Source organism: Fibrobacter sp. UWB16, from assembly GCF_900215325.1.
GTDB lineage: Bacteria > Fibrobacterota > Fibrobacteria > Fibrobacterales > Fibrobacteraceae > Fibrobacter.
In genome coordinates, this window is record NZ_OCMS01000003.1 from 551,076 (window position 1) to 564,288 (window position 13,213).

The window sequence follows — 13,213 nt, forward strand, 5'->3', positions numbered from 1 at the left end:
ATGCTGAAACGGAACGCTCCATTACTTGCCTTTGCTCTCGTCTTTGTGGCTGTGCTGTACTTTGTCTACAGCATCCCGCAGTACGAACCTATTGTGGATGCTGAAGAAGAAGAGGATGTCGCCGAAGAGGCGTTTACCGGCCGCGTGGAAATGCCCTCGATTGATGAAATCTACGTGATTGAAAATACCGCAGGTCGTGACTTGAACAAGCTTGCGATGTTTTTGGAAGGCCGCGCCGCTGGCTTGCATTACCTCTCCTCGGAGTATTTCAAGAAAATCCGTGTGACCCGCAAAGGGAACCGATTTATCAAGTCCGATGACGATGTGTTTCTCGGATTGCACCTCACGCTCGATAGCCTTGGGCGCTTTATGGATCCGCAAATCATGTTTACGAGTTCCGATAACGAAGTGTTCAAAGTCAAGCTCCTGAAGCATGTAGAATACTTCTGGCGCCTTCCGCCGAGCAAGCAGGGCAAACTCGAAATCTGGATCCCCATTCGCTTCCACGGCGGGGTTTAACTCCTTACTGCCACCTCGGACTCCGTTCCGGGGTCACCATACACTATTAAAGGCGATGCCCGCACTGAGGCCGGCATGACAACAAATGCAAAAGAAAAGCTCCACTAGGTGGAGCTTGGCAAATGTTTTGCACATTTTGGCGCTTTTAGCGAGTGATTACGCTCTCAGGATTTCGACGAGCTGCTTAGCGTTCTTTTCGATAAGGACGAATGCTTCGAACATGCGGGCTTCACGCCACTTGGTCAGGTACTTCGTCTGCCAGTCCACCGCGATTATGTCCGGATCCTTAGGACCGTTTTCGTTCTGGTACCAGACTTCCTTCGTGATTTCGCGGATCATTGCGCCCATTTCGGCGGCCGGCTGCAAAGAACCCTTGCAGAGGAGGAGGGCACGGAGGTTGTCGAGGAGGATTTCGTCAGAAGGCTGTTCGGCATCTTCGCGGGCACATTCCCAAATTTCGTCGCGGTGGCGTTCAGTCCAGCCGAACAAGTACTTTTTGGTCTTTTCGAGCTCGCCCTTGGCAAGCTTTTCATCGACCGCTTCGCGCGGATAATATATGCTGTTTGGATAGAATTCAATCATGATCTACCTCCCTTCTGCGAAGTGAAGCACAAAAACAATGCCCGGGGCGGGACTTGAACCCGCACGGAGTTGCCCCCAAGGGATTTTAAGTCCCCAGTGTCTACCATTCCACCACCTGGGCAGGTTGTGCGCGTGTAATATAGCAATTTGTGTGGGTAAAATTACACGAGTCTTCATTTTAATATGGTTTTTATCACCTTTTTCACCAAAAACATATTTTCTGTTTATAAATGTTTACTTTGCGGTCGCGTTAATGTATATTATGAATTGGACTAAAGCGAAAAAAGGCCCTTTTTATTATTAATTTTGGTTCGATTGTGGTGTCTTGGATGTCTTGTCGTGTGGAGATTTAGATATGTTGAATCACGGTTCTAAAAAGAACGGTTATACCCTGGTAGAAGTCCTTGTTGTCGTTACGATTATGGGCGTTTTATCATCTATGGGTGTTGCGGGCCTAAGAGGTGCTGTGATCAATAGCCGAATGAAGGACAATGCCCTGAATGTGACGGCTTTTTTGGAACGTGTTGCGAATGAAGCGAACCGAATGTCCAAACGTATCTGTGTCAAGAAGGATAACGATCAGCGAATCAGCGCTTATGTGGCCAATCAATGTGACGGTGTTGGTAGCGATGGCTCGGAAGTTTTTGATACTTACGAACTTGAAGCTCCGGCGAAGTTTGAATGTGGCGACGGAATTGACATGAGCGAAATTTCTGGTTTTAGTGGTGGTGATTGGGCCCAAAATGGAGCCTTGTTTGTTCCGCGTATCGGGCTTTCGGCGGCACCTGCCGAGGGGTATGTGTGCATGCAGTATGGAAGCCATGGAACGTATGCGGTTGCCATCAAGAAAAAAAACAATAACATGATCGTCCCGATGTGGAGATCTGGTGCTTATTGGAGTAAGCTGTAGGTTTGTTATGGTGAAACTTTTGAAGAATAAGAAAGGCTTTGGTATTGTTGAAATTCTGGTCGCTGCTGCGGTCCTCGGTTTTATGTACATGGCTATATTGAATCTTCAGGGCGGAAACCATGATGCATTGCTGCGCATCCGCGGCCGTGACGGGGCTATTGAAGTGGCCCAGCAGGTTTTGGATTCCCTCAAGTCCGTAGGTATAGCCTCTATCCCCTCGAAGTCTCTTTCGGATACGACTTTTGATGTGCATGATATTGACCGCAAGTGGGCTCGTGGTCTTGGCGATTCCGCAACGGTGACGTACTCTTCGCAGGTGACTGTGGCGGCAACGCAAAATTATACTTCGAAGGATTCTTCGCAGTACGAGACGATTCGCCACGTTTACGCAAAACAGGTGAAGGTCAAAGTCTCCTGGAATTTCAAAGGCACAACGCAGTCTATCGAAGTCTCGAGTGTAATTAGATGAAATGTCATCCTGAGCGAAGTCGAAGACAACTCAGAAGGTGAGTGTTGCGTCCATGCTAGCATGGACATAACCGAGCCAAGAAGTTGGGGCATTTGCCCCCATCCAGTAAAAATATTCGCTAGAAATAACTGGATTCCTCGTCCTAACGGACTCGGAATGACGTTGTTCTGTCTGTTAATTCCCTAAAATGTGCATGATTACGGGCCGGTTCTTGCCGGCTTCTGTTTTATGTATTGTGAGCTTGCCGGTGCTGTCGTAACTGAACTGTTCACCGACGCGTTCGCCGTTCACGTAGTTGAGGCTGTCCTTCAATATGCCGCTCGGATACCAGTTGCGCCAGATGCCATGGCGTTTGGATTTGCCGTCAGGAGATCTTTGCCAAAAACCTTCGCTTGCCATTTTGCCACCCATGCTGTCTGGGTAGAAACTGCGGCTTATGCGAAGAGCTGGATCTCCATAGCTTGTCGGTGGATCGTCGTACGCCCAGAATTCTTCGTACAAAAGAACGTGTCCTGCCTTGATGTAGCGTAACGATACCGGAAACTTGCCGATGCTTTGTTTGAACGCATCCTTGTAGCTTAAGGTGCAAGTGTCGAGTGTCCCGCTGGGCCAAGAAGAACGGACAAACGAAGTCTCGGCGCAGAACAGCGTGGAAGAGTTGGCACAAGTTCCGTAGGAAATGCCGGAGCTTTCTACAGGTCCGTCTGTTTCTTCCGTAATAAAATTGCTTTCCCGTACAACGTTGTTGTTTTCGTCGAACCACTGTATTTTTTCACGCCCCTTGAAATAATCCGACTTGATTTTTTTGATGAGGGAACCGTCAGCCCTGTAGGTGGTGTGTGCTCCGAAGTCGATTTCGTTGTCGATGAGCCCTTCTTCCTTGATTTGAGCTTTTTCGCAATTTCCTGCAGTAGAATCGACGGTGCCGTATGATTCGTAGTATTTCTTATATACTCCGTCTAAATGGTCGTCGGAACATTCAAAGTGCTCTATAATTTTGCAGTTTCGACCGTAACGCTTGATGTACCCTGGTATTGGTGAGGATTCTTCAGAACTGTTTTTCGTCATGTCATGACAGTTGCTGTTTTCTTCGGCGAGAATTCCGTTGTCGTGCCACTTTTTCCATACTCCAGTGGGGTTGCCTTTGTCGTCGTAATGTTTTTCAAAAGCCTTTAAACCATTGTGGTGATAGCCTTCCCAGTCGCCTACGGGGTGGTCTTCCTTGTAATACTGGACCGCTTCAACTTTCTTGTTCTGGTAGTAGACCGTCCACTTGCCGTCTTTTTTCCCTTTGTTGTAGCATCCGATCATTGCGACATCGCCAAAGCCTGTCCAACGTTTGAATTCACCATGCGGGAGGCTGTCTTCGTAGGGAATTTCTAGCTCCTTGATGCCGTCGTTGTACCATTCGTTACGCTTGAGGATGGTTCCGTCGGGGTAGACCCAGATGGAGGTCTTTTTGACGCCGTTTGCGTGCCTTGCGAGGATATGTTCTTCTGCCCGCTCGACTGTACAGCCGGCGAAATAGCATAAAATGGCAAAAAAGGCGATTAAATTAAGGAGTCTCATTGTTCGTAAAGTAGAAAAAAAGTAATTTCTAGATGTGAACGGACAGACGAAAAAATCAATTGCAGAAACTTTGCACATGAAAATCCAGACGCCCTGGATTTGGCTTGTCGTCGTTCTTACGATTTGTTTGACGGCTCTGTTTTATGTTTCGCAAAAACCGCAAGTCGCCGTTTATTCCCAATACGTGAAGTCGCTTTGTGATTACCAGTTTGCCGATGCGAGCCTCATGCGTTCGATGGAACGCGTCCGAAGCGGAAATGGAGTCGATTCGGCAATAGTGCTTTCTCAGATGATGGCGCTTCGTGAAGTGGCTCTTTCGTTTGATGCGGGCATCCAAAAGCTCGAACAGGCGGGCTTTTCGGCGCCTCCGGCTGCGTCTGTATCGCTTTTCAAGTCTAGCGTCTTGGCTAAGGTCTCTTGCTTGCAGCGCTATCTTTCGGAACGCATGGCATGGCATGCAGAGCTGGGAAAAGTCTACCGCTTGATGGAAATGAACCCTTCAGATGTTGGGCTTCCGTTAATGCGCAAGCTGGATTCGGCGAGGGCAGGGTATGCTGTTGTGCCGGATGACCTTGTGCTGCCGGAGTCGATTAACAAGCGTGTGGAATCGCTATTCCAAAAAAATGTGGATCTGTACGAAGCCTGGAATCAGTTCGATAACGATAAGACTCTCAGCGTGAGTGACGAACTGCTCCACTTTTTCCAGATGGAAAATCTGAAGGAAATATCGCTTTCGGAGAAAGTCCCGCTTGCGTTCTATTTCTTGTCGCTCGTGCTTTTGCTTGCCACGTTTTTCTTTATATTCAAGTCTAAACAGTAAGGATTGCAATGTCTATTTTCCGTGTTCGTAAAGTTGCTTTTATCAATTTTGGTCTGCTACTGATATTCCTTGCTAGTTGGGTCTCGTGGTACATTTATCCACTGGCGAAAAGCTTCTTTGTTGAAGAAAGCTTGTTCTATGGCAAGGTGAGCTACGCCGCTATTCCGAGCTTGTTCGGCGGTTCGAACTTGCCGTTTTTCGATAAGACTTTTTTCCAGATTAACGGCGATACAAAGTGCACGTTCGTGCTTTATGCCAATGACGATCTTTTGGACGACATGGCCGAATGGTTTGATTTCTCGGCGATGAACGCGAGCGAAATCCCGCTTGAAATTTATGCCTCACGTGTAGGCGACAAGTTTATCGTGAAGTCGATGGCTTCGAAAAATGGCGAGCTCAGCTGGGATGACCTGTCGGCGGATTACCAGTTTTACTGGTGCTTTATGGGCGTGAGCGTTGTTGCCATTATGCTGATTTTGGGCATTATTTTGATTTTTGTAGCGCTCGTGCATAAGCCGCGGCAGGTAAGGTTACAGAATCCGGCGGATGTTTTGCAATGATGAATCGCAATTTGGGGCTTTGGGTATTGCTGTTTGCGAGCGCACTTGCTTTTGCAGCTCCAGATTCTCTTGTGATTGATGTGCGCGGTGCAAAGGCGAGTTTCCAAAGTCCTGCGGGAATCTGGTGGCCTAAAAAAATAAAGAAAGCTCCGGTTGTCGTCTGGTTCCACGGGGGCATGAGTAGTGGTAACTGCGCGAAAGGACTTGTGGCGGGGGCGGACTTTGCGGAGCTATATCCTGAAAAAATTGTGGTGAGCGTATCGGCTTGTCGCGATAACCATTGGGTCACGCCGACTGCAATTGCCGCTGTTGATGCGGCGCTTGATTCTGTGGCTGCAAAGCGTGGCGCGCCGGTAGAACGAGTTTCGTTGGTGGGCGTTTCGGACGGCTCGCTGGGTGTCCTGGTTTATTCGCTCGAAGGGCGCCGTGCTGTGGATGACCGCTTGCTCATGAGTTCGTTCGGGGGCTTCTTGGGAGGTTCGTCGGAGCTTGCGGCGCCGAAGAAAATGCAGGTGGGGCGTTTCCGTTTTTTGCAAGGGGGCAAGGACAGGCTTTATCCGTCTGACCAGACGGTGCCGTGGATTACGGAATTTTGCAAGGCAGTTCAGGTGGACTGCGAACTCCGGTTCGACCCCGATGGCGAGCACGATTGGGATTACTGGAAGGGCAAGCGGATGGAATGGATCCGCGACGCCATCCGCAAATAATTTGGGCCAAATAGCCTTATTTATGAACCTCCCCTTGACAAAAGGGTGTTTTTTTTCAAAATTTGGTGCACCACGCGGATGTGGTGGAACTGGTAGACACGCTAGATTCAGGTTCTAGTGCTCGCAAGGGCATGAAGGTTCAAGTCCTTTCATCCGCACTGAAAAACCCGGTAGTTCGCTATCGGGATTTTCGTTTTGCTATCGTTGAGTTGGATATGAGTGATTTTTTAGATGATGAACTTTGCGAATTCTCGCTGCAAGAGGTTGATGGCGAGTGTGTCGTGTTGCGCCCGCTTGGCGAGGCGGACGTGCAGCCACTGTTCGAGCTGATCGAAGGCTCTCGTGAGTTCTTGTCGGATCACTTGCCGTGGCCTGTTGAGGAATGCCTAACTCCCGAAGATGTTTCTGCGAAAATGGATGCCTGGAACTTGCAGGCGCAGATGGCTAATGGCGCCTGCTGGGGCATTTTCGAGAAATCTTCGCAAAAAATCGCAGGCTGCATTATGCTTGGCTGGGTGCAGTGGAAAAATCGCTCGGCGACCGTGAGCTATTGGCTCGGTCAAGACTTTTGCGGTCGTGGCCTCGCGACTGAGGCGCTTTTGCTCGTGGCGGGCGAATCTTTTGCGATGGGGCTGAACCGCCTTGAACTTACATCTTCGGTCAACAATCTAAAGAGTGTTGCGGTCGCCCGCCGTGCCGGATTCCAGGAAGAAGGTGTTTGCCGCGAGTACGAACTCCTCCACGGGCATTTTGAAGACCATATCCGCTTTTCGCTCCTCGCTAGAGACTTTTGTTAAGCATTCACGGCGTTTGTTGCTCTTGTAGCGTTCGGGGCGTTGCGGGGTGGAACCCCGCTCGAAGGGGTGATGGAAGACCCGGCGAGCCGGGGCTGCAATCAGGGGAAAGCCTGCCCCTCCCGTCTCTCGTCTGACATGGTTACTTGGGTAAACGATAAAAGCTTTTTATTCTTTGATTTTGTAGCGGAAGACTTCTATTTTTAGAATATGGAAACAGGAGAAAATCGCATAGTTGAACCTGATGTTCTGCAATACACGAACTACCGTGTGTATTTGCGGGACTATTATGAGTTCAAGAAGAAGACGGTTCCGGCTTTTAGCCTCCGTTTCTTCGCGGAGAAGGCCGGGCTTTCGAGCCACGCCCATCTCAAGCTCACGATTGACGGAAAGCGAAATATTACAAAGAACACGGTGGTAAAGCTCATCCACGGCCTCGGCTTGGATGGCCAGCGTGCTGCGTATTTCGAAAGTCTTGTTTTCTTCAATCAGGCTCAGACGGATGCGGATAAGCAGGTTTATTACGCCCAGCTTTTGAAGGCGAGCCCGCGCTCCAAACTGCACAAGATGGATGCGGCTCAGTTCCGTATTTTTCGCGAATGGCACCACTCTGCGATTCTCGAGATGGTGGCGCTCAAGGATTTTCGCCCGATTCCCGACTGGATTTCCAAACGCCTCGGCGGTCTCATTACGCCTGCCCAGGTGACGGAATCTCTTAAACTTCTCGTGGAACTGGGACTTCTGGTAAAGACCGCGAACGGTTACCGCCAGCGCGATCCCCTGATTACTACCGACGACGAAGTCCAGGACATGATGGTCAAGATGTACCATCTGCAGATGCTCAAGCTCTCGGCGGACATGCTTTCGGCGCTTCCGGGCCCGCAAAGGGACATTTCTGCCCTAACTTTTAGCATAAAACGCGAAGATTTCCCCAATTTGAAAAAACATTTGCAACTCATGCGCAAAGAACTACTAGATTTCTCAGCAAAGGCTGGGGAAGGTGAGGATGTTGTGCAAATCAATATCCAGCTGTACCCTCTAACCCGAGGAGTATGATGCGTTCTTTGAGTTCAATAATCGGTTGCATGCTTGTGGCATTGTGGGCAATCGGATGTTCTGAATCCGACACTACGGCCGGTATTGAAATTGGAAATCCGGAGATTGCACAGAACATCGGGCTTACCGCTGATTTCTCCATCGACTATTCAGACGCAAAGCCTGTCGCTCTTGCCAAGGCGGCATCCAAAGACGAAAAGGTCGTTATCGATACGTTCCGTTTGTCTTTGATGAATGTCTATTCTTACAGTAGCTACTATACGATGGTCATTACGGACGATCAGGATGGCGGTCTCCAGCTTTGGCCGTACGAAGAAGATCCGGCTGCGGTACTTCCGATTTCGTTTACGGAAGGCGAAATTGTCAAGGATGCATTTGAACACATCAACTTGAAACATAACGGCATTTTGAAGGAAATCCGTGTCGGTTTCGAAGTGAACCGTAAAGATGGAGTCAATTCTATCTATGGGCGAATCCGCCAGGATGGCAAGGAAATTCCTTTTGTCTACGAATTGAACCGCATTCAGGGCTTTGACCTGTTCTACCATTCGTCTCAGACCGAAATTCAGGAATCTTCTGTGAATTTGTCTGTAATATTCCGCGTGCGCCGCTTTGTCGGTGGGCTTGACCTTGGTTCGGCTAAGGTCGGTGACGATGGCGTTATTCGCTTTAGCAAGACGGAAAATACGGAACTTTGGGAATCGCTGAACGAACGTTTCTTGCCGAGTTTCCAGGCTCTGCGCTACAAGTACACGGATGATCAAGGCAAAAACCATAGTGATTACGTGGACGACGTGTGGAGCGAAATTAGTGGAAAACGGAACAGCAATTTTATCACAAACGGCAACTTTGACGAAGGCGGTGCAGACTGGGTGTTCCATACGCAGTTCAATGGTGTTGCTGATACGGCTGTCGTTAAAGAAAAGAATTCCAAGGTGATGCGTGTCCGTGTTACACGAGGTGGAGACTATTCGTACAGCGTGCAGCTGTTGCACGAAAATATTCCTGTGGTGGCCGGCGCTACATACAAGTTTATTTTCACCATCTGGTCTGATGTCGAAGGCGAAATTACCGCTCGTTTAGGAAAGTCCACTTACTACAACGTGACCAACGGCTTCCAGGAACACGTAAAGGTTTCGACTTCAGGCAAATCTTTTGAAATAGAATTCTCGCCCGATGAAACGGACCCGTATGCCCGTCTGGACTTGAATCTGGGCAAGGCCGAAAGGACGTTCTGGATTAAGGACGTGCAGTTGATTAGAATTAAGTAGTTTGCTAAATTCTAGTCATTATGGCTACTATTCCAACTCTAAAAGAAAATCTCGTTATTGAAAATATCCGCCCGAGCATCGAGGGCGGCCGCTTCATGCTCAAGCGTGAACCCGGTGATACTGTGACCCTCCAGGCAGACATCTTCCGCCATAGTCACGAAAAGTACGATGCTGCGATTTTTTACCGCCACGTTTCCAAGAAAAAGTGGGAACAGGCTCCGATGCACTTTGTCGACAATGACCTGTGGGAAGGCTCCTTCACGGTCGGTAACATCGGCTATTACGAATACAAAATTTGCGCATGGACCAAGGAACCGAAGGATGTTCCGACAGAAAGCCCGGTGATGAAGCTCCGTGTGGACCCGGTCTACAGCCGCGTGGGTACGTGGTACGAAATGTGGCCGAAGAGCCAGGGTACTGACCCGAACAAGAGTGCAACGTGGAAGGATTGTGAAAAGCAGCTCGACTACATTGCAGGGCTTGGCTTCGATACGGTTTACCTTGTTCCGATCCACCCGATTGGTGTCACGAACCGCAAGGGCGCAAACAACGCGCTCCACGCCAAGGTCGACAAGAAGGGCAATCCGCTTGAACCGGGATGCCCGTATGCTGTCGGTAACAAGAACGGCGGTCATTACGATGTGGACCCGGAACTCGGGACCATGAAGGACTTCGAACATTTTGCAAAGGCCGCTCGTGCCAAGGGACTTCGCCTTGCGCTCGATATCGCGCTCAACTGCAGCCCGGATCATCCGTATGTGAAGTCTCACCCGGAATGGTTCTATCACGAACCGGATGGCAGCATCAAGTTCGCCGAAAACCCGCCCAAGAAGTACGAAGACATTTATCCGTTCGATTACTACAACGAAAACTACAAGGCTCTTTGGAAGGAAATCGAGAATATTATTTTGTTCTGGGCCGACAAGGGTGTTGAAATTTTCCGTATCGATAACCCGCACACCAAGCCGTTCCCGTTCTGGGAATGGCTCATCGCCGACGTGAAGGAAAAGCGCCCGGAACTCGTGTTCCTCGCCGAAGCTTTCACGCGTCCGAAGATGATGCACCGCCTTGCAAAGTCCGGCTTTGACATGAGCTACACGTATTTCGCATGGCGCTCTGCAAAGTGGGAATTCGAACAGTACTTGAAGGAACTCACGCAGTCCGACGCTAAGGAATACATGCGTGGTATCTTCTTCCCGACAACACCGGATATCTTCCCGAAGTATCTTGCATACAAAGGTGCAAACGCCTTTAAGCAGCGCTATTTCTTGGCCGCGACGCTTTCGAGCCTTACGGGTATGTACAATGGATACGAACTCTGCGAAAACATCCCGAGCCCGATCAAGGAAGAACTTGCCGATAGCGAAAAGTATCAGTACAAAGTACATAACTGGTCTGGCCCGGGCATTCAAGACTTTGTTCGCCGTTTGAATGTCGCCCGTCAGGAACATGTCGCCTTGCAGGAATACGATAACCTCGATTTCCATTACGCTCAGAACGACCAGCTCATGGTTTACTCCAAGAAGTCTGGTGATGACGTGATTCTCTGCGTGTGCAATATGGACATGGACCACGTGCAGGAAGGTATTGTTGAGCTCGACATGGCTAAGCTTGGCCTCCAGAACGATTCGTTCTTCTTCTTGAAGGACATTGTGACTGGTGAAAGCTATGTATGGCGTGGCAACAAGAACTATGTGAAGCTTGACCCTGCAAAGGCTCCTGGTCACATGTTCGTGGTGAAGAAAATCTAAAAACTTGCGAATCGCGAACTAAACGCCACAATCGCAATTGGAAACGCCCCGGAAGCCGCCGCTCCCGGGCGTTTTTTTAGATTGCTCACAAAAACTCTTTTTAAAAGCTTTTTTTGTGTCTTTTTTAGAGGATTAAATCTAATTTTAGACGAGGTATTTAAAGGATGATTATGAAAAAAATTTTATTGAGTTCGATATTGGCTGCGGGCGCTTGTGCAATGTTTAATGCCTGCTCTGATGATTCTCCGTCTCCGCTTACTCCGTCTGTTGCGGCATCTTCATCGAGTGTTGATTGGCTTGTTGAAAGCAGCTCTAGTGTAGATGGGAATAGCGATTTGGGATCCAGCTCTTCTGTTGTGCCGGGGGCCAGTGCCTCTAACTCGAGTTCTTCTGTGGTTGTACCGCCTAATTCGGCGACGAGTTCTAGCAATGATGGGCCGTCTCAGTCGAGCTCTTCTGTCAATCCGACATCTAGCGCCACTCCGAATTCGTCAGCCGTTGAAAGCTCTAGCAGTGCTGAACCAGAATTAGGTGCAGATGGATTCCCGACTCTTGAATCTTACGGCCCGCCTCCGGCCGAATACACCAAGGACATTAGCGCTACGGCAAAGCGCGGTTGGAATACCCGCTATTGGGACGCTTGCAAGCCGCATTGCTCTTGGCTTAGGGAAAACGCTAACGATGTGACTCGTGCAGACACGTCTTCCGATGCGGCCTACATTGCCGACTATGGCACTGCGCGTAACTGCAACATTCGCGATGTCGAAGTCCCCACCTTTACCTTGGGTGATGTTTCGAAGTCCTGGTTCGGTTACAACGGGACCAGGAGCGCTTGCGGCGACGAAAAGGAAAAGGGCGTGTTCACCTGCACGGACATGGCGCCTATTGCCGTGAACGACACGCTTTCTTATGCGTACGTTGCGGGCACTGCCGATAGCAAGTGCGGCAAGTGCTATCACTTGCAGTACGATGGCCACTTCGCGAACGAGATGGAAAACAACCCGCCAAGGGAAACCCACAAGGCGCTCAAGGGCAAGCACATGATTGTGATGGCCTCCAACATCGGTAACGATGTGGCGGGCGGTAATGCTAATTTACCTGCAGGCCAGTTCGACTTGATGGTGCCGGGCGGTGGCGTGGGCGCCTTTGACGCTCTTACTGTTCAGGTAAACAAAGGCCGCGACTTCAACTGGGGCGCAGGCTTTGGCGGATTCTTGACCGAATGCCAGAACAAGCTCGGTTACGATGCTACTCTCGCCGCGTACCAGACTTGCATCAAGGATATGTGCGACGCGGCCTTCGGCGACGCAGGCCTTCCGAACCTGTTGCGCGGTTGCCATTGGTTTGCCGACTGGTACAAGGCTGCAGACAATCCGACCTACTACATCGAAGAAGTGGAGTGCCCACAGTACTTGATCGACCATTACATGAGCCGATTCAACACCACTACGCAAACCAACATCAAGAAGGTGACGGACTGGTCCACTTACAAGGAAGGCGATGTGCTTGACACGCTCCATTGCTGGAAGGCGGGCGAGGCTCCTCCGGAAAACGGCTGGCAAAATCCGAGCGCCGGCTGCGATGTTAAATAAAGTAATCGAATAGATTTGAGACTCCTCGCACTCCGCGAGGAGTTTTTTTATGCGTTGCAAGGTGACTGAGCCTGCCGAAGTGACGTTGCAATACGTCATCCTGAGGGGTTCTCCCCGAAGGATCCAATAACATTTCACCTCGGTGTCGCCCCGGCCAAAAAGATTTCTGTTTACAGAATGTGAATAATGTGTAGTGCCGACGGAATACAACCCGTTTTTATCGAAAAAAGTGAAAAAAAGTGAATTTTTTTCACAATTACCCCTTGCAAATGTTCGTGAAAATTCTATAATTGGCGCCGTTCCTGAGAGACGAGGCCGAAACGAAGAAACGAAAGCCGAGAACGAAGGAAAAAGCGAAAGCCCGCGAGACTTTCGGGAAGATTGAAGGAATTGGAGATGTGCTTAGTGACGGCCCAAGAAAATTTCTTGGAAGTCAATTAATCAAGAGGCGAGAGTCGCGACCAAGCTTGCTTGGGCATGACCGAGCCGAAGATTTAAGCGATACTTTAAGTATCGCCATTTACGAAAAACAGGACAGACTATTTTAAAAATCAATGAAGAGTTTGATCCTGGCTCAGAACGAACGCTGGTGGCGTGTCTTATACATGCAAGT

The 13,213-nt window shown here is 49.6% G+C and carries 13 protein-coding genes, 2 tRNA genes and 1 rRNA gene; 13 read left to right on the forward strand and 3 right to left on the reverse strand.

The features are described 5' to 3' along the window. Window positions 1–519: a hypothetical protein gene (locus CRN95_RS12095; protein ID WP_097021046.1), complete on the forward strand. Its 519-nt coding sequence runs from the start codon at window positions 1–3 to the stop codon at window positions 517–519. 156 nt (window positions 520–675) lie between these two features. Here CRN95_RS12095 and CRN95_RS12100 read toward each other — a convergent pair whose 3' ends face one another. Further along, window positions 676–1,101, reverse strand: a complete 426-nt coding sequence (locus CRN95_RS12100) for a hypothetical protein (protein WP_097021047.1) — start codon at window positions 1,099–1,101, stop codon at window positions 676–678. 38 nt (window positions 1,102–1,139) lie between these two features. After that, window positions 1,140–1,222: transfer RNA gene (locus CRN95_RS12105), tRNA-Leu, on the reverse strand. Between the two features lie 234 nt (window positions 1,223–1,456). On the opposite strand from CRN95_RS12105, the gene CRN95_RS12110 reads away from it, so the two are divergent. Both CRN95_RS12110 and CRN95_RS12115 read left to right on the forward strand, forming a co-directional pair. Then, window positions 1,457–2,011, forward strand: coding sequence for a prepilin-type N-terminal cleavage/methylation domain-containing protein (locus CRN95_RS12110; protein WP_088631297.1), 555 nt, complete (start codon window positions 1,457–1,459; stop codon window positions 2,009–2,011). A gap of 7 nt (window positions 2,012–2,018) precedes the next feature. Continuing rightward, a complete protein-coding gene (locus tag CRN95_RS12115; RefSeq protein ID WP_088631296.1) occupies window positions 2,019–2,480 on the forward strand; it encodes a type II secretion system protein in 462 nt (153 codons plus the stop codon). 174 nt (window positions 2,481–2,654) lie between these two features. Here CRN95_RS12115 and CRN95_RS12120 read toward each other — a convergent pair whose 3' ends face one another. Then, window positions 2,655–4,049 carry a toxin-antitoxin system YwqK family antitoxin gene (locus CRN95_RS12120; RefSeq protein WP_235003027.1) on the reverse strand — a complete coding sequence of 465 codons (1,395 nt, stop codon included), beginning with the start codon at window positions 4,047–4,049 and terminating at the stop codon, window positions 2,655–2,657. 34 nt (window positions 4,050–4,083) lie between these two features. On the opposite strand from CRN95_RS12120, the gene CRN95_RS12125 reads away from it, so the two are divergent. From CRN95_RS12125 to CRN95_RS12175, 10 genes are all read left to right on the forward strand, one after another. Beyond that, window positions 4,084–4,869: a hypothetical protein gene (locus tag CRN95_RS12125; RefSeq protein WP_235003028.1), complete on the forward strand. Its 786-nt coding sequence runs from the start codon at window positions 4,084–4,086 to the stop codon at window positions 4,867–4,869. An 8-nt stretch (window positions 4,870–4,877) separates the two neighbouring features. After that, the gene (locus CRN95_RS12130) at window positions 4,878–5,429 is read left to right on the forward strand and encodes a hypothetical protein (RefSeq protein WP_088631293.1); all 552 of its coding nucleotides are present in this window, start codon (window positions 4,878–4,880) and stop codon (window positions 5,427–5,429) included. Beyond that, window positions 5,426–6,136, forward strand: coding sequence for a hypothetical protein (locus CRN95_RS12135; protein WP_097021050.1), 711 nt, complete (start codon window positions 5,426–5,428; stop codon window positions 6,134–6,136). Before CRN95_RS12130 ends, CRN95_RS12135 begins: the two co-directional genes overlap by 4 nt. A 74-nt stretch (window positions 6,137–6,210) precedes the next feature. Then, window positions 6,211–6,294, forward strand: a tRNA-Leu gene (locus tag CRN95_RS12140). A gap of 57 nt (window positions 6,295–6,351) precedes the next feature. Further along, entirely contained in the window at window positions 6,352–6,933 is a 582-nt protein-coding gene (locus tag CRN95_RS12145; protein ID WP_097021051.1) for a GNAT family N-acetyltransferase, read from the forward strand. Window positions 6,934–7,140: 207 nt separating this feature from the next. Then, window positions 7,141–7,986: a TIGR02147 family protein gene (locus CRN95_RS12150; protein ID WP_097021052.1), complete on the forward strand. Its 846-nt coding sequence runs from the start codon at window positions 7,141–7,143 to the stop codon at window positions 7,984–7,986. Further along, the gene (locus CRN95_RS12155; protein WP_235003029.1) at window positions 7,983–9,257 is read left to right on the forward strand and encodes a carbohydrate binding domain-containing protein; all 1,275 of its coding nucleotides are present in this window, start codon (window positions 7,983–7,985) and stop codon (window positions 9,255–9,257) included. The genes CRN95_RS12150 and CRN95_RS12155 overlap by 4 nt, the downstream gene beginning before the upstream one ends. 20 nt (window positions 9,258–9,277) lie before the next feature. Beyond that, window positions 9,278–11,008, forward strand: a complete 1,731-nt coding sequence (locus CRN95_RS12160) for an alpha-1,4-glucan--maltose-1-phosphate maltosyltransferase (RefSeq protein ID WP_097021053.1) — start codon at window positions 9,278–9,280, stop codon at window positions 11,006–11,008. A gap of 170 nt (window positions 11,009–11,178) precedes the next feature. Then, a complete protein-coding gene (locus CRN95_RS12165) occupies window positions 11,179–12,600 on the forward strand; it encodes a glycosyl hydrolase family 5 (protein WP_235003030.1) in 1,422 nt (473 codons plus the stop codon). Window positions 12,601–13,151: 551 nt separating this feature from the next. Then, window positions 13,152–13,213: ribosomal RNA gene (locus CRN95_RS12175) — 16S ribosomal RNA — on the forward strand; the annotation flags it as partial.